Below are 15,696 nucleotides of genomic sequence, written 5' to 3'. Positions count from 1 at the left end.
AGATACAGTACGCCGGGGCAACGGTTCCGGAGCCGGGTAGCCTGACGGTATGACTGGAATCACCACCGCCCTGGCCATCGCGGACTGGCGCGCACGGATCTTCGGGCTCTACGCGGACGTCCGCTCCTGCTCCGACGCGGAATCGCCCGAGACCGCGCACCGGTTGTGGCAGGACGGCCGCAACCGGCTGTTCCGCGAGCATCCTGCCTCGCCGCTCGGTGCAGCCGCGCAGGGCCGGTTCACCTCGCTCAGGGTGGCACCCTACCAGCCGGCGTACCGCTTCGAGGCGACGATCAGCGACGAGGGATCCGGCCGGCGCATGGACGTACCGACCGGCACCGACGGCGTCGTCCCGTTCGAGCGGCTGGGCACCGTGTCGCTCCCGGGGCTGGGGCACCTGGCCCTGTGGCGGCTCACCTCCTACGCAGGAGGGCTCTTCCTGCCCCTGCGGGATGCCACAGCGGGCGCGGACGGCGGCTCCTACGGCGGAGGCAGGTACCTGCTGGACACCGTCAAGGGCGCGCATCTGGGCGAGGGACGGCTGGCGGGCAGCCTCGTCCTCGATCTCAACTTCTCCTACAATCCGTCCTGCGCCTACGACGAAGCGTGGGCCTGCCCCCTGCCGGGTGCCGACAACCGCCTCGACGCCGAGCTCGCCGTGGGCGAGTTGCACGCGCAGTACTAGGAGCCACCATCGAATCCCAGAGCAGCCGTCCCGCCATGCGAGGAGTGAGGTCCCGATGACGCAGGGCACCTGGCGAAAGTACACCGACTGGCCCCTCATTGCCGCGGCTTTCATCTTCCTCGCCGCGTACACCATCCAGGTGACCAGCCGCGTCACCCCGGCACAGCATCTCCTGCTGGAAACCGTGCTGTGGCTCGTCTGGGCGGTCTTCCTGATCGACTACGCAGCCAACCTGCTGCTTGCCGAACGGCGGGGACGCTGGTTTCTCCGCCACCTCCACGAGCTGGTGGTCATCGTCCTGCCCATCCTGCGGCCGCTGCGCCTCCTGCGGCTGATCCCCCTGCTGCGCGTACTCAACCGCTCGGGCGGCGATGCGCTTCGCGGCCATATCGTCCTGTACGTGGTGGTCTCGATGACGGTGCTGGGATATGCAGGGGCGCTGGCAGTGCTCGACGCCGAGCAGGACGCCCCTGGTGCCAACATCCTGACGTTGGGCGACGCCCTGTGGTGGGCCATGACCACCATCACCTCGGTGGGCTACGGCGACTTCTATCCTGTGACCCTGGCCGGCCGACTGGTGGCGGCGGGACTGATGATTGCGGGAATCGGCGTGCTCAGCGCCGTGACGGCGGCGTTCGCCTCCTGGCTGGTGGAGAATGTCACGGCACCGGCCGGTGCCAGGGAGCACGCGCAGGAGCGTGCGGTCAATAACGAGTTGCGGAACGTCTCCCTCCAGCTCGACTCCCTGACAGCGCAGCTGTCCGGTTCACACAGGGTCCCGAGTGCACCCGGCGCAACCGGTGCTCCTGGCGCGCTCAACACCCCGGGGACGGCGGATCCAGCAGATCCCGCACACGGATAGGGCTTCCCGGCGGCCGGCGTTCTGTGCGCGACAATTGCTTTCGCTTCGAGGCTTTATCCTGTAATCGACGACTCATCCACCCCTGCGGAGGTTCCGATTACAGACACGGCTGCTCAACACGACATCTATTTCGGCGCCCCCGAGCCCGAGAATGAAGCCGAGATACTCGAGTCCGCGTCCCGCGCGGCGGTGGCCCGCTTCACCGACCGCTCGGACATCACCACTGTCAAGCGCCGCTTCACCCTGATCAACCAGGACCGGACGCCGCACCAGGCAATGGTCGAGGACCTCCTGTTCATGCGAGCGGCACTCGACGAGGCGGGCATCGGATATCTGCTGGTGCGCGGGAATGATGAGCGCCCGGTGATTGCGATCAACCTCGACGACCGCGAGAGGCTCCGACTCGCCCTGGTGGAGGCCTGCCGGAACGAGCCGTTCTACTCCCGGACCGTGGATACCAAGCGGCGCACGACCCTCCTGGTTTCGGACGGCGCCCTTTCACACAGCGAGAAGGCGCGGATCTTTCGCCTCTTCCGCCCGCGCATCGAGCCCCTGGGCGGGCTCGCCTTCGGCCCGTCGGCCGGCGTCCAGCTTGAACTGTGGGCACTGAATCCCGACGTGATCGAGCTGCCCGTGGAGAACTCGCTGACCCGGCGGACCCTCCCGGCGTCCGAGGCGGTCAGGGGTTCCGTGGTACGCCACGGCCTGACCTGGCCCACCATCGACAACATGTTCGCCGATCATGCGACGGACATCGACTTCGACGTCGACCTGGTGTTCTCCTGGGTGGACGGGAGCAGTCCCGAGTACCAGGCCGCCCGCGCGGCACGGATGCAGAACGTGGTGGTGGGTGAGGGCGATGACAACGAAGCCCGCTACCGGCAGATCGACGAGCTGAAGTACGCGCTGCGCTCGGTCTACATGTTCGCTCCGTGGGTTCGAAGGGTTTTCGTGGCCACGGATTCCGATCGCCCGCAATGGCTCGCTGAGCACCCGTCCGTGACATTCGTCCGCTCGGAGGAGCACTTCCGGGACCCGTCGGTCCTGCCCACGCACAATTCCCAGGCGGTGGAGAGCCAGCTGCAGCACATTCCGGGGTTGTCCGAGTACTTCCTGTACTCCAATGACGACATGTTCTTCGGCCGTCCCGTGGGCCCCGACATGTTCTTCTCCCCCGGCGGCATCACCAAGTTCATTCAGGCGGACACCCGGATCGGCCTCGGCGACAACGACGCCGAGCGCAGCGGCTTCGAGAACGCCGCCCGGGTGAACCGCCGCCTGCTGCACGAGCGCTTCGGCCGCATCACCACGCGCCACCTCGAACACACCGCCGCGCCGTTGCGCAAGAGCGTCCTGCTGGAGATGGAGGAGGAGTTCGCGGCCGAGTTCACTGCGACAGCCGCATCCAGGTTCCGCGCGAAAGACAACATCTCGGTGACCAACTCGCTGTACCACTACTACTCACTGCTTACCGGGCGGGCTGTCACGCAGGAGATGGCGAAGGTCAAATACGTCGACACCACCTCCCGTTCGGGGCTGGAAAGCCTCAACAAGATGCTCGACAAACGCAACCAGGATTTTTTCTGCCTCAATGACGGCAGCTTTCCCGAGGTACCCGCCGAGGAGCGGGCGCGCCTCGTCACCGAGTTCCTGGAGAAGTATTTCCCGGTCAAGGCTCCCTGGGAAAAGTGATCGGCTGATTCCGTGCAAACCTTCCTGCCGTACGCCGACTTCGCCTCGAGCGCCGCTGTGCTCGACCAGGCGCGGCTGGGCAAGCAGCGGGTGGAAACCCTGCAGACCCTGCGGGCGCTCGTCATTCCGGATTACGGCTGGCGGAGCCACCCGGCGATCCGCATGTGGATGGGGTACGTCCCGGCGCTGACGCTGTACGGTCTCGCCATGGTGGACGAGTGGGTGTCCCGGGGACACCAGGATTCGACAGGGCGCCAGATCCTCGAGTTCGCCCCGGAGGTGCTCGACGAGCCCGACGTCGCCCTGCCGCCCTGGCTCGGCGATGTGGCCTTCCATCTGAGCCACCAGTCGAACCTCGTGCAGAAAGCCCCCGGAATCTACCGGAACCGCTTTCCGGGTGTCCCGGAAGACCTGCCGTATGTGTGGCCGGAGCCGGCGAAGGAACTGCTGCCCACCGACCCCGAAGGGAACCGCCTCTGGATCTGGCGGGCCCCGGCCCACCCTCCCGAGGGGCGAACACGTCTGCTGATGCCGCCCGGACCGCCCGAAGGACGGATCGGTGGGAAGTGGGACCGCCAGCTCCAGGCCTTCGAGGAATCCATGGCCGACGGCGACTCGATAGGAATTGCCGATCCCGACGGCGAACGGTTCAGGACAGGGACAGTGGGACCGGTCCTGATGCACGAGGACGGGCTCCTGCGGGAGGCCGCCCTCACCGGATGGCTGACGCGGACGGACTTCGATCCGCCCGCGCTGCTACAGGATCCACGGACCCTGTTCAGCGTCGCGCTCCCGACCGCGCTACGAACTTCCCCCTAGGCCTCGCGCACCCCGTTCAGGGACGCGCCCGGCCGCACCGCTTGCAGCCTCCTAGACCCGCGAGAGCCGGCGCACGGGCGGCGCCTCGGCGATCCACACTCCGGCCTCGGTAAGCCGGCGGTGGGTCTCCTCGCGCGGCACGACCTCCCCCACCGGGGCATGCCGGCCCACCGGTACCACGGAGTGCACGATCGTCTCCTCGTACACGTGGACCAGGTTGTAGGCCTGTGCGCCGTCGCGCCCGCGGCTTCCGCCGTCGTACAGGAGGTCCTGCGTGTAGCAGGTGGCGGAGGCCACCGAGACGGGAATGCCCGCGAAGGTCGCGGTGGTGGAGTAGTGGAGATGGCCCGCGAGGATGGTCCGGATGTCGCTGCCGCGGACCACCTCGGCGAGCGAGCGCTGGTCCCGCAGCTCAACGAGGACGGAGAGGTCCTGCACACTCGGAACCGGCGGATGGTGCAGGGCGAGGATGGTGCCGTTCGGGGCCGGGACGAGTAGTTCGTCGGCCAGCCACCTCAGCTGCTCGCGGGTGAACTCACCGTAGTGGTGTCCGGGGACGCTCGAGTCCATCGTGATGATCCGCAGCCCGTCGACGTCGTACACCGCATCGACGGGCGCCGTGCCCGCGGGCTGATCCAGCAGCGCGGAGCGGAAGGCCGCGCGGTCGTCGTGGTTGCCCATGGCCCAGATCACCTGGGCACCCAACCGAAGGGCCGCCGGGTCGACGATGGCGCGGAGTTTCGCATAGGCTCCGGCTTCGCCCTTGTCCGCGAGGTCACCGGTGAAGACAATTGCCTGGGGACGGGCTCCGGAGGCTTGCAGGTCCGCGAAGATCCGGGAGAGGCGCTCCTCGCTGTCCACCGCCCCATACAGCGGCTCAGGACCGTCCACAAGGTGGGTGTCACTCATATGAAGGATGAATTGCTGCGGCCGGGGATGCTCGGCCGTGCGGTACTCCATGGGAAACCCTTTGGATTGCTGGTAGGTACGAACCGATTCCACTCCATCGAAACATAGCCCGGGGGAAAGGTAGGTGAACCCGCTGCGGCTAGTCGCTGAACATTGCGGGAACTCTCGTCAGGACTAGGAGATGAAGCCCTTTTCCACCAGAAAGTCGAACGCCACGTCGCCGGGCTCCTCCCCCTCCACGTCCACGAGGAGGTTCATCTCACGTAGCGCATCATCCGTCAGCTCGGGAGCAATGCGCTCGAACACGTCCTCGAGCCCCGGGTACTCCTCGAGTGTCTCGGAGTAGTAGACGGGAGCCGCGTTGTAGGCAGGGAAGAACCCGAGATCATCCTCGAGCAGCGTCAGGTCGAGTGCCTGGATCCGGCCGTCGGTCGCGAACACCTCGCCGAAATTGCAGGCACCGTTGTCGGTGGCGGTGTAGACCGCGCCGGTGTCGTAGATTCCCACATTCTCATCGGGGACGCCGTCGGGCGCGCCGCGCTCCAGTCCGTAGTGGGCCAGCATCGGATTCAGTCCGTCCGCACGCGAATTGAACTCGGCCTCGACGCAGAAGGTGCGTTCCTCCACGGGCAGTTCCGCGAGCTGGGACATCTTGGTGATGCCACCCAGTTCCTCGATGGCCTCGGTGCGCACGGCCATGGCGTAGGTGTTGTTCAGCGGTGCCGGTTCGCCCCAGGTGAGGCCGTTCTCGACGTCGGCGGCCCGTACTGCCTCCCACTGCTCCTCCTGGTCGGCGATGCCCTCCTCCTTTCCGAGGAAGGCGAGCCACGCGGTGCCCGTGTACTCCCAGGTGAAGTCGGCGTCTCCGGAAAGCATCAGGTCGCGGACCGGCTGGCTGCCCGGGGCGTTCGTCAGGTCCGTGACGTCGAAGCCTGCGGCCTGGGCTGCGAGCACGGAGATCTTGCCCAGGATGAGCTGTTCGGTGAAGTTCTTCGACGTGACGGTCAGCGGTGCGCCGTCCACGCCGTCGAGGGGCTGGATGGAGCCGGGCCCCGCGGCGGGAACATAGGACGTGGCCGGCTGGAGGCCGCAGCCGGAGAGGAGGAGGCCTGCGGTCGCCAACACGACGACGGCCCTGCAGCGCGGCACGGAGCCAGCGGAGGCGGGTCTCATGAGAGTCCTTTCGGGCGCGCGATATGTTCGACGACGCGGCCGATCCAGTCGATCAGCAGTGCGAGGAGCGCCACCAGGAGCGCACCGGCGATGAGCACGCGCGGCAGGTTGAGGTTGACGCCCGTGGTGATGAGGATGCCGAGCCCGCCGCCGTTGATGAAGGTTGCAAGTGCCGCGGTCCCGACCAGGAGCACGAGCGCCGTGCGGATACCAGCGAGCATGATCGGCACAGCGAGCGGAAGTTCAACCCGCAGCAGCACCGACAGCGAGCTCATTCCCATTCCGCGGCCCGCTTCGACGAGGCGCCCGTCCACCTGGGTGATGCCCACCATGGTGTTGCGGAGGACCGGCAGCAGGGCATAGAGCACCAGGGCGGTGACCGCCGCGGGGAAGCCGAATCCCAACCAGAAGGCCAGCAGCACCACGAGGCCGATGGCCGGTGCGGCCTGGCCGATGTTCGCCACCGCCAGCACGGGGCCGGTGAGCGGACGGAACGGCTTGCGGGTGAGGAGTATTCCGAGCGGCACGGCGATCAGCAGCACGATGCCGGCGGACACGGCAGTGAGCGCAAGGTGCTCGCGGGTGTATCCGAGGATCGCATCGGGGCTGAGCGTCGTCCGTTCGGTGTCGGTGAGGTCCGCGTTCAGCAGCCAGAAGAGCAGGACGAGACCGGCCACGACGATCCCTGCGAGCTGGAACAGCAGCGGCTTCCAGGACAGGGGGGTCGCTTCGGCCTCGACCGCGGCGTTACTGGCCGCCGGTGCGGAGGTTCCGGGAATGACCTCGGCGCTACTCACCGGCCTGCCGTCCGTCGATGGCGGCGTCGCGCAGGTCGATGGCGCCCGTGTTCACGCCGACGGGACGGCCGCTGGCGTGGGCACTCCGCGCATTGTTGTGTGCCCGCCCGATCGCGTCCATGATCGTGTCGACGTCGATCACTCCGAGGAACACGTCGCGCCGGCCGGTGACCAGCGCGGCACCGACGCTGGAGACCAGCATGGTGTCCAGCGCATCGTTGAGGGTTGCCCTGTCCCCCACGAGGGGGAGTTTGGCGTCGCGGTCACCGCTGATCGTGTCGATCCTGCCGAGCTGCCGCCGGGACAGCCACTGGATGGCCCGTCCCCGCGAGTCGACGATCACCGCGTGGTCGTGCTGCGCCTCATCGAGCCGGGACAGGACGTCGCTCGCGAGCTGTCCCTCCTCGGCGGTGACAGCCGAGGCGAGTTCCACTTCGTTGACGCGGGTCAGGGTGAGCTGCTTGAGCCCGGCTCCTGCCCCTATGAAGTTCTCGACGAACTCGTTGGCGGGTTCGGCGAGGATCCGTTCCGGGGTGTCGTACTGCACGAGCTGCGCCCCCTCGGTGAAGATCGCGATCCAGTCCCCCAGCTTCACGGCCTCGTCGAAGTCATGGGTGACGCACACGATGGTTTTCTGCAGCTCGTTCTGGATGTTGATGAGCTCGTCCTGCAGCCGGAGCCGGGTGATCGGGTCCACTGCGCCGAACGGCTCATCCATGAGCAGCACGGGAGGGTCTGCGGCGAGTGCGCGCGCCACGCCGACGCGCTGCTGCTGGCCCCCGGAAAGCTCCTTGGGGTACCGGTCGCGGTAGAGGTCCGGGTCGAGGGACACCAGTTCGAGGAGCTCGTCGACACGCGCAGCGATGCGCTCCTTGGTCCAGCCGAGCATCTTGGGAACGATGCTGATGTTCGTCGCGACCGTCATATGGGGAAACAGTCCGCCGGCCTGGATGACGTAGCCGATACGCCGTCGGAGGGCGTCGCCGTCCATCTTGGTGACGTCGTCGCCGTCGAGCACGATGCGGCCCTCGGTCGGTTCGATCAGCCGGTTGATCATCTTCAGGGTGGTGGTCTTGCCGCAGCCGGAAGGGCCCACGAGCATCACGATCTTCCCGGCCGGGATCTCCATGGTGAGGCCGTCCACTGCGGCCTTTCGCTGACCGGGGTACCGCTTGGTGACCGTATCGAGCAGGATGCTGGCGCCGGTGATGCCACCGGTTCCGGGGCCGGCAGGGCCCCGGGCGTCAGGCGTTTCGGTTGATGGAATGGTGTCAGACACGGATACCTCGCGGGATAGTGAGCCGGCCGAGGCCGACAAGGAGCAGATCAAGGACAAGGGCAAGGATGATGACTGCGACGATGCCGGTCACCACCGATTCGAAGGAGTTCGCGCCGCCCAGCCTGGACAGCCCGGAGAAGATGAAGCCGCCGAGCCCGGGGCCGAGAACGTAGGCGGTGATGGCGGCGATTCCCATGACCATCTGGGCCGACACGCGGATCCCGGCCAGGATGACCGGCCACGCTATCGGGAGCTCGACGCGCGTCAGAGTCCGGAACCGGCCCATGCCGATACCGCGCGCGGCCTCGATCACCGAGCGGTCGATGCCGGTGAGACCGACGACGGCGTTGCGGAGGATCGGCAGGACGGCGAAGAACACGACCACGATCACCGCCGGCACCACGCCGAATCCGAAGGGGGCGATCAGCAACCCCACCAGGGCGAAGGCGGGGATGGTCAGGCCGATCGCCGACACACTGTTGGCGAACGAGGTCAGGGCACTGCTGCGGTAGACAAGCGCAGCCGTGACGACGGCGAGGATGGTGGCGAGGATGAGGCATTGCACCACGAGGGAAAAGTGTTGCCAGCTCGAGAACAGGATCTGGTCGAACCTGTCCCCTACGAAATCAAACACATTCATACCCACTTCACATCGGTTACGTAGCCCGCGGACACTGCAGGCCGCATTCAGGCGACTCGGCAAAGCACGGACTCCCACCATAAGCCTGCTGATGTTGCGGAATGATCACGAACCGGCCACGGTTGCTTACTCGCTTGTTTCGGATGCGCTCGACTGGCGGCACCGCGCGTGCCCCCGTAGGCTTTCGGAGCGGACACTCCCGCATTGCTGCTCCGCCAGAGACTAAGGACCGATCATGGGTATTCGACTCAGCCACATTCCCCTCCGGCTCACCACCGGCGCCTTCATCCTCAACTCCGGGCTCGGCAAGAGGGGGTTGGACAAGGACAGCGCAGCAGGCATGCAGGGCATGGCGTCGACGGCGTTCCCGCAGGTCGCGCAACTTGAGCCCGAAAAGTTCGGCAGGATCATCTCGATGGTCGAGATCGGCCTGGGAGCCGCACTCCTGACGCCGTTCGTCCCCAGCCGGCTCGCAGGACTCGCCCTCACCGCGTTCTCCTCCGGGATGATGGCCATGTACTTCAAGATGCCCGGCATGACGCAGGAGGACGGTGTCCGGCCCACGCAGGACGGCACGGCCATTGCCAAGGACATCTGGATGCTCGGCATCGGGCTCGGCCTGCTGCTGGACCGGAAGAGCTAGCAGACGCTCATCCACCAGGAACCCTGGTGCAGACTACGCATCGGGCTCGGCCTGCTGCTGGACCGCAAGAGCTAGCAGACGCTCATCCGCCAGGAACCCTGGTGCAAACTACGCATCGGGCTCGGCCTGCTGCTGGACCGCAAGAGCTAGCAGACGCTCATCCACCAGGAACCCTGGTGCAGACTACGCATCGGGCTCGGCCTGCGTCGGCCAGCCGTGGCTTTTCGGCCCTCATCTGCGGCACAATCAACGCATGTGCGGACGATTTGTCATAGCCGGCTCGAAAGCCGATGTTCTCGCCACTTTCGACATCGACGAAGCACCCGACCATGACATCCGGGCTTCCTGGAACGTGGCCCCCACGGACGCGGTCTCCGTGGTGGTCGAGCGGCTCGATCCGGACACGGGTGAACTGACCCGGCGGCTCGAGACGGCACGCTGGGGCCTGGTGCCGTCCTGGGCGAAGTCGCCCGCCGTGGGGTCGCGGATGATCAACGCCCGCAGCGAGACCGTCCTCGAGAAGCCGTCGTTCCGCTCCGCGGCACTGAGGCGCCGGGGCCTGGTACCGGCCAACGGTTACTACGAGTGGCGGAAGAACCCGAACGGGTCTAAAACCCCTGTGTACCTTCATGCCGAGCCCGAGTCCGCGCAGCTTGCGTTCGCCGGACTCTACGAGTTCTGGAGGGATCCGGCAGCCCCCTCCGGCGGGGATCCGTCCTGGTTGATGACGTGCACCATCATCACGCGCCCGGCGAGCGACGCGCTCGGCTCCATCCACGACCGCACGCCGGTGATCGTGCCCCCGAACCTTTTCGGGGAGTGGCTCGATCCCAAGAACGCTTCCAAATCGAAGGTCCAGCACCTCCTGGACAGCATTCCGGACCCCACGCTCGTACCGCGCGTTGTGGGAAGCCGGGTGGGGTCCGTCCGGAACAACGGCCCCGACCTGATCGAGCCAGAGCCAGAGCCGGGAAGCCTGGAATCGAAGGGAACTGCCGCCACCCTGTTATAGGAATCCACTTGACAGAGCAGTGTAGAAGTAAGGCCGCTCAGCTTTTTGAAGGAGAAGTGCATCGGGCTTCTTCCGCATCGACGAACCATCCTGGACCACCGATCCGTCCTGGATCAAGCCGGGCCTGATCCTGATGAGCCTGCGAACTCTGGGTTCGTCGATCATCATCCTGCTCGCCGCCGTCAAGGACGTGCCGCAGGAACTCCATGATTCAGCGAAGGTGGATGGCGCCGGCAGCTTCCAGGTCATCCGGAGCATCGCGCTTCCCATGATCAACGGAAGCCTCTTCTTCCTCGTGATCATCAATACGATCGCCGGGTTCCAGACCTTCACCGAGGCCAACACCGCCTTCTTCGGTTCCGGCAACACCACCTACATCAACGATGGGGACCGGCACTGGGAGCTCGTGGTGACGGCCAGCGTCATCACCACGGTGCCGATGATCATCCTGTTCTTCCTCGGGCAGCGGCACTTCGTCGAAGGCATCGCGACCACGGGCAACAAGGGCTGACCATCCTTTTCCTTGCACGCCGACCCTGAGCCTGCTTTGCTTCTGCAGAGGATTCCATCGAGGGGAGAACCATGTTCCGGCAGGACGTTGCGACCGGCATCCACAGCATCGAGCATGCGAACACCAACTGTTACCTGGTGCAGGACGACGCCGGGCTGACCCTCGTCGACGCGGGACTTCCGCGAGTGCGCTCGGAGATCTTCAGTGCCCTCGGCAAGCTCGGGAAGAGCGTCCTCGACGTACGCGCCGTGGTCCTGACCCACGGCCACTTCGACCACGTGGGAACGGCCGAGTATTTCCGGCGGCGCCACGGCATCCCGGTGTTCGGCCACCCGGACGACGCCTACATCGCCGCTCGCCCGTACCGTTACCAGCGGGAGAGAACACCCTTCCTCTACCCGCTGCGTTATCCGCGGGCCATTCCCGGACTCGCCCGCATGACGGCGGCCGGAGCGCTCACCGTCCGGGGTGTCCGGGAACTGAAACCCCTCACGGCCGAGGCAGCGGCCTCGCTTCCCGGCCGCCCGGTACTCGTCCCCACCCCGGGCCACACCAGGGGTCACTGCGCGCTGTACTTCCCGGACCGCGATGCGTTGATCAGCGGTGACGCACTGGTCACCCTGGACCCCTACACCGGACGCGAAGGTCCTCAGATCATCGCCGGCGCGGCGACCGCCGACACGCCCACCGCCCTGCGCTCGCTCCAGGCACTCGAGGAGACATCGGCAGGGATCGTCCTTCCCGGTCACGGTGCGGTATGGACCCAGGGTGTCGCCGCCGCCGTCGCTGCAGCCAGGGCTGTAGGCGGGCACTGACGTCGTCGAAGGGGCGCTAGGCTCGTCTCATGCAGATCCCCAGCCGCCAGCAGGCCCTTGGACTAGCCCGTACCGCAGTGGGCCGTGCCGCGCTGACGCTTTTCGCCGCGCAGGCGCTGGTCATCGGTGGTCTGATCGGGATCGACATCTACGAGAAGCGCCTCCGTACCCGGCGCGACGGCTTCCCGCAGCCCGGCACGTTCGAGACCACCATCGCCGATACCTCCACCACGGTGTACACCTTCGGCGCGGACCTCTACGACGCGATGATCGAGGCGATCGACAGGGCCGAACACCAGGTGCTGCTCGAAACCTACATCTGGAAGGGTGATGAGACGGGCGCCCGGTTCCGGGATGCGGTGAACCGTGCCGCGGAGCGGGGCGTGGACGTCTACGTGATCTACGACGGCTTCGCCAACCTCGTCGTCAATCCGTTCTTCTACAAGTTCCATCCCCTCGTGCACGTCTACCGGTTCCCCGTGGTCCGCCCGTCGATCCTCTTCACCAATATCCGCGGCACCGGATTCGACCACCGGAAGCTCCTCGTCGTCGACGACGCCGTGGGATTCGTCGGTGGCTACAACATCGGGCAGCTGTATGCGACCAAGTGGCGCGACACCCACCTGGCGATCCGGGGTCCCTCGGTGTGGGAGCTGCGCGAGGCTTTCGTGGGACTCTGGAACCTGCGCGCCCATCCGGCGCGGCCGGAGCTTCCCGACATCAGCGCCGACTTCTGGGAACCGCGCATCCGCGCGGTGAACAACATTCCTGCCAACCTCGTGTTCCCCATCCGCGGCGTGTACCTCGATGCCATCAACCGGGCCAAGCACCACATCTACATCACCACGGCGTACTTCATTCCGGATCAGCAGATCCTCGGCGCGCTCCTTCGGGCAAGCCGGCGGGGAGTGGACGTGCGCGTCCTCCTGCCCGAGGATTCCAACCACGTGGTGTCGGACTGGCTGTCCAGGGGTTTCTACTCCGCACTGCTGAACGCGAAGGTACGCGTGCTGCTGTACCAGAACTCCATGATCCACGCCAAGACCGCGACCATCGACGGCGAATGGTCCACCGTGGGCACGGCGAACATCGACCGGCTGAGCCTCACCGGCAACTACGAGATCAACCTCGAGATCTTCGACCGCAACCTCGCGCAGACCATGGAGCACATCTTCGAGACCGACACCTCCAACACCCGTACCCTGACGCTCGAGGAGTGGAACAGCCGCCACCTGGTCGCCCGGGTCAGCGAGGCCATCCTGGCTCCGCTGCGGCCCTTCCTCTAACCCCTTCCGGCCTCTCCCCCCGGGTCAGCCCGTCTCCTGGACCTCGTCACCGGGTACCTTGCCGCCCGCGAAACGGCCCCGGTACCCGGTCCGCGAGCGGCTCACATGACGCGCCATGAGCCGCTCGGCCTCCGCGGCGTCGCCGGCGTCGATCGCGGCCAGGACGAGCCGGTGCTCGGACCAGGACTGCTTGCCCCGATTGTCCACGTCAGTGGCGTAGAGCCACTCGATCTTGCCGGAGATCTGGCGGAGCAGCGCCATCAGGGAAGCACTTCCGCTGAGCTCGGCGATGCCGAGGTGAAAGCGGATGTTCAGCTCAGGCAGCGGCAGCAGGTCATCTCCCGCCACCACGGTGTCGCCCTCGTCGAGCAGGAGGGCAAGGTCCTTGCGCACCCTCCTCCACTCGACGCCCTGCTCATCCTCGGCGAACTGGCGGGAGGAACGGCGTGCGGCGCGCCGAGCGAGCGCCGACTCGAGCGCCTCACGCACGAGGAACAGGTCATCGGCCTCATCGGCAGGAATGTCGCTCACCGTCGATCCGGCATAGGGCTTGGACTCGACGAACCCCTCCGCCTCGAGCGCGCGCAGGGCTTCCCTCACCGGCACCCTGGACACTGAGTACTTCCGGGCAAGCGCAGCCTCCGTCACCCGTGTCCCCGGGAGCAGACTGCCGAAGATGATGTCCCTGCGGATCTCATCCTTGACGCGGTGCGGTGCGGCCGGGAGCTCGTCCGGGCGGGGCCTAGCGTCCGGCGGCATAACCCTGGGCTCCACGGGGATTCGCAGCAGCGGTAAGGAGCCCGGACGAGGGCTCCCGGGTCACTGAGGACAGCCGCCCGAGCGACCAGTCCCCCGAGCGTGTCACCACGTGCCCGCGGCGGACGAGTTCCTCGATGACGTCTTCGCCCAGCCGGTCCTCGACCACCGCTCCGCCCGGTTCCCAGGTCCGGGGGAAGAATGATCCGGGGATGGACGTCGTATGCAGGGACGGAGCATCAATGGCCTCCTGGGGCGTGTAGCCGCCCACGATCGTGCGCAGGAGGTACAGCAGCTGCCACTGGTCCTGCTGGTCGCCGCCGGGAGATCCGACGGCCACCACGGACTGGCCGTCCTTGAGGACGAGGGTGGGGGTCAGCGTGGTACGGGGCCGCTTGCCGGGGCGAAGGGTGGAGGGTGCACCGTCCTCGAGCCAGGTCATCTGCAGGCGGGATCCGAGGCAGAACCCGAGTTCGGGAATAGCGGGCGAGGACTGCAGCCAGCCGCCGCTCGGGGTTGCCGAGACCATGTTGCCCCACCGGTCGACGACGTCGATGTGGCACGTGTCCCCCCGGGTTTCCCCACTCTTGGCGACAGTGGGTTCCCCTACGCCCGCGAAGCCGGCGCCGCCGGCGAGCGCGGGCGGTGTGTACTCGAGGCGGAGCGGCGGAACGAAGGGTTCGCGTCCCGGGACGGTTCCCGGACGGAACTCGGTGGAGGCGGAATCGGTGATCAGTGCTCGGCGCTCGGCGGCGTACTCCGGCGACAACAGGTAGTCCATCGGCACGTCGGCATCGCCGTAGTAGGCCTCCCGGTCCGCGATGGCGAGCTTCTGGGCTTCGAGGATGGTGTGCGCGCCCAGCGCCGTCGAGGGATCGAGGTGGTCGTCGTCGAACCCGTCCAGGATCGCGAGGGTCTGCAGCAGTGCGGGGCCCTGGCCCCAGGGACCCGTCTTGGCGATGGTGTACCCGCGGAATTCGAAGGTGGTGGCGGCGTCGTAGCCCGCCTCGAAACCGGCGAAATCCTCGAGGGACATCACCCCGGCGTGGTCGGTGCCTGACGAGTGGCGGTGCGGGGTCTGAAGGAAGTCGACCGCAGCCTGCGCCACCCGGCCGGTGCGCCACTCGAGGCGCGCGGCATCGATGCGGGCTTCCCTGGTGGGCGCGTCCTTGCCGGCGTCGACCAGCGAGTCGAGCACTCCGGCGTAGGCCTCGTTGCGGATCAGCTCGTTCTCGCGCGGCGGCCTGCCCTCGGGCATCCACAGCGCGGCCGAGGTCGGCCAGTGTTCGGTGAAGAGCTCGGCCACGGTGGCGATCGTGGCTCCCACCCTCGCGAGCACCGGATGCCCTTCACGGGCATAGCCGATGGCGAAGGCCAGGACGTCGTCCAGCTCCCAGGTGCCGTGGTCGCGCAGCAGGAGCAGCCAGGCGTCGACGGCGGCGGGCACGGCTGCGGCGAGCGCTCCCGCACCCGGTACCAGTTCGAGCCCCTCCGCGAGGTAGTGCTCCCGGGTCGCTCCGGCCGGGGCCGGGCCCTGCCCCATGAGGACCACCGGCTGCCCGGGGTTCTCCGCTGTCGCGAAGACTCCCGTCATATCGCCTCCCGGTCCGTTCAGGTGGGGCTCGACCACATGGAGGACGAAGGCGCTGGCGACAGCGGCGTCGAATGCGTTCCCGCCGCGCTCCAGCACGGCCTGGGCCGAAGCCGTTGCGAGCCAGTGCGTCGAGGCACTCATGCCGAAGGTCCCCTGAAGGGTAGGGCGGGTGGTGAAGGGTGCCGGGGGCGTATACGTCATGGGATCCACTTTCGCAGTAGGA

Annotated in this window: 15 protein-coding genes and 1 pseudogene; 9 read left to right on the top strand and 7 right to left on the bottom strand. The window is 67.0% G+C overall.

The features are described from left to right. Window positions 1–49 precede the first annotated feature (49 nt). From IWX75_RS07870 to IWX75_RS07855, 4 genes are all read left to right on the top strand, one after another. A complete protein-coding gene (locus IWX75_RS07870; protein WP_196821682.1) occupies window positions 50–685 on the top strand; it encodes a DUF1684 domain-containing protein in 636 nt (211 codons plus the stop codon). A 55-nt stretch (window positions 686–740) separates the two neighbouring features. Further along, the gene (locus IWX75_RS07865; RefSeq protein WP_196821681.1) at window positions 741–1,547 is read left to right on the top strand and encodes a potassium channel family protein; all 807 of its coding nucleotides are present in this window, start codon (window positions 741–743) and stop codon (window positions 1,545–1,547) included. A gap of 276 nt (window positions 1,548–1,823) precedes the next feature. Then, the gene (locus IWX75_RS07860; RefSeq protein ID WP_334684199.1) at window positions 1,824–3,239 is read left to right on the top strand and encodes a stealth family protein; all 1,416 of its coding nucleotides are present in this window, start codon (window positions 1,824–1,826) and stop codon (window positions 3,237–3,239) included. Between the two features lie 12 nt (window positions 3,240–3,251). Next, window positions 3,252–4,058 (top strand): MSMEG_6728 family protein, encoded by an 807-nt coding sequence (locus tag IWX75_RS07855; RefSeq protein WP_196821680.1) that lies wholly within the window; start codon window positions 3,252–3,254, stop codon window positions 4,056–4,058. Between the two features lie 51 nt (window positions 4,059–4,109). On the opposite strand, the gene IWX75_RS07850 is transcribed toward IWX75_RS07855, so the two are convergent. From IWX75_RS07850 to IWX75_RS07830, 5 genes are all read right to left on the bottom strand, one after another. Further along, window positions 4,110–5,018, bottom strand: coding sequence for a phosphodiesterase (locus IWX75_RS07850; RefSeq protein WP_196821679.1), 909 nt, complete (start codon window positions 5,016–5,018; stop codon window positions 4,110–4,112). A gap of 123 nt (window positions 5,019–5,141) precedes the next feature. Next, the gene (locus IWX75_RS07845) at window positions 5,142–6,140 is read right to left on the bottom strand and encodes a glycine betaine ABC transporter substrate-binding protein (RefSeq protein WP_196821678.1); all 999 of its coding nucleotides are present in this window, start codon (window positions 6,138–6,140) and stop codon (window positions 5,142–5,144) included. Continuing rightward, window positions 6,137–6,823: an ABC transporter permease gene (locus IWX75_RS07840; RefSeq protein ID WP_442858961.1), complete on the bottom strand. Its 687-nt coding sequence runs from the start codon at window positions 6,821–6,823 to the stop codon at window positions 6,137–6,139. Before IWX75_RS07840 ends, IWX75_RS07845 begins: the two co-directional genes overlap by 4 nt. A 106-nt stretch (window positions 6,824–6,929) precedes the next feature. Next, window positions 6,930–8,147 carry an ABC transporter ATP-binding protein gene (locus IWX75_RS07835; RefSeq protein WP_442858960.1) on the bottom strand — a complete coding sequence of 406 codons (1,218 nt, stop codon included), beginning with the start codon at window positions 8,145–8,147 and terminating at the stop codon, window positions 6,930–6,932. A gap of 61 nt (window positions 8,148–8,208) precedes the next feature. Further along, window positions 8,209–8,856, bottom strand: coding sequence for an ABC transporter permease (locus IWX75_RS07830; RefSeq protein ID WP_442858958.1), 648 nt, complete (start codon window positions 8,854–8,856; stop codon window positions 8,209–8,211). 235 nt (window positions 8,857–9,091) lie between these two features. Here IWX75_RS07830 and IWX75_RS07825 point away from each other — a divergent pair, with 235 nt between their 5' ends. The 5 genes and pseudogenes from IWX75_RS07825 (at window position 9,092) to IWX75_RS07805 (ending at window position 13,123) form a co-directional block, all read left to right on the top strand. Beyond that, complete coding sequence (locus IWX75_RS07825; RefSeq protein WP_196821675.1) at window positions 9,092–9,499, top strand: hypothetical protein; 408 nt, start codon at window positions 9,092–9,094, stop codon at window positions 9,497–9,499. A gap of 253 nt (window positions 9,500–9,752) precedes the next feature. After that, window positions 9,753–10,511, top strand: a complete 759-nt coding sequence (locus tag IWX75_RS07820; protein WP_196821674.1) for an SOS response-associated peptidase — start codon at window positions 9,753–9,755, stop codon at window positions 10,509–10,511. Between the two features lie 64 nt (window positions 10,512–10,575). After that, window positions 10,576–11,022, top strand: a pseudogene (locus IWX75_RS07815) (ABC transporter permease subunit); the annotation flags it as partial. Window positions 11,023–11,093: 71 nt separating this feature from the next. Then, complete coding sequence (locus IWX75_RS07810) at window positions 11,094–11,837, top strand: MBL fold metallo-hydrolase (RefSeq protein ID WP_196821672.1); 744 nt, start codon at window positions 11,094–11,096, stop codon at window positions 11,835–11,837. A gap of 29 nt (window positions 11,838–11,866) precedes the next feature. Continuing rightward, a complete protein-coding gene (locus tag IWX75_RS07805) occupies window positions 11,867–13,123 on the top strand; it encodes a phospholipase D-like domain-containing protein (RefSeq protein ID WP_196821671.1) in 1,257 nt (418 codons plus the stop codon). 24 nt (window positions 13,124–13,147) lie between these two features. Here the strand turns inward: IWX75_RS07805 and IWX75_RS07800 are convergent, their stop codons facing one another. Continuing rightward, window positions 13,148–13,882, bottom strand: coding sequence for a GntR family transcriptional regulator (locus IWX75_RS07800; protein WP_196821670.1), 735 nt, complete (start codon window positions 13,880–13,882; stop codon window positions 13,148–13,150). Then, complete coding sequence (locus IWX75_RS07795; protein WP_196821669.1) at window positions 13,866–15,674, bottom strand: gamma-glutamyltransferase family protein; 1,809 nt, start codon at window positions 15,672–15,674, stop codon at window positions 13,866–13,868. Before IWX75_RS07795 ends, IWX75_RS07800 begins: the two co-directional genes overlap by 17 nt. Window positions 15,675–15,696 lie beyond the last annotated feature (22 nt).

The sequence above is a fragment of the Arthrobacter sp. CAN_A6 genome (assembly GCF_015751715.1).
Taxonomy (GTDB): domain Bacteria; phylum Actinomycetota; class Actinomycetes; order Actinomycetales; family Micrococcaceae; genus Arthrobacter_D.
This window is presented reverse-complemented; position numbering and strand designations above follow the sequence as displayed.

What these genes read in the sequence shown, in the direction of transcription:
- IWX75_RS07870 (WP_196821682.1), top strand. Translation starts at nt 50, where the DNA reads ATGACTGGAATCACCACCGCCCTGGCCATCGCGGACTGGCGCGCACGG.
- IWX75_RS07820 (WP_196821674.1), top strand. Translation starts at nt 9,753, where the DNA reads ATGTGCGGACGATTTGTCATAGCCGGCTCGAAAGCCGATGTTCTCGCC.
- IWX75_RS07865 (WP_196821681.1), top strand. Translation starts at nt 741, where the DNA reads ATGACGCAGGGCACCTGGCGAAAGTACACCGACTGGCCCCTCATTGCC.
- IWX75_RS07830 (WP_442858958.1), bottom strand. Translation starts at nt 8,856, where the DNA reads ATGAATGTGTTTGATTTCGTAGGGGACAGGTTCGACCAGATCCTGTTC.
- IWX75_RS07825 (WP_196821675.1), top strand. Translation starts at nt 9,092, where the DNA reads ATGGGTATTCGACTCAGCCACATTCCCCTCCGGCTCACCACCGGCGCC.
- IWX75_RS07850 (WP_196821679.1), bottom strand. Translation starts at nt 5,018, where the DNA reads ATGGAGTACCGCACGGCCGAGCATCCCCGGCCGCAGCAATTCATCCTT.
- IWX75_RS07860 (WP_334684199.1), top strand. Translation starts at nt 1,824, where the DNA reads ATGGTCGAGGACCTCCTGTTCATGCGAGCGGCACTCGACGAGGCGGGC.
- IWX75_RS07810 (WP_196821672.1), top strand. Translation starts at nt 11,094, where the DNA reads ATGTTCCGGCAGGACGTTGCGACCGGCATCCACAGCATCGAGCATGCG.
- IWX75_RS07845 (WP_196821678.1), bottom strand. Translation starts at nt 6,140, where the DNA reads ATGAGACCCGCCTCCGCTGGCTCCGTGCCGCGCTGCAGGGCCGTCGTC.
- IWX75_RS07800 (WP_196821670.1), bottom strand. Translation starts at nt 13,882, where the DNA reads ATGCCGCCGGACGCTAGGCCCCGCCCGGACGAGCTCCCGGCCGCACCG.
- IWX75_RS07805 (WP_196821671.1), top strand. Translation starts at nt 11,867, where the DNA reads ATGCAGATCCCCAGCCGCCAGCAGGCCCTTGGACTAGCCCGTACCGCA.
- IWX75_RS07795 (WP_196821669.1), bottom strand. Translation starts at nt 15,674, where the DNA reads ATGACGTATACGCCCCCGGCACCCTTCACCACCCGCCCTACCCTTCAG.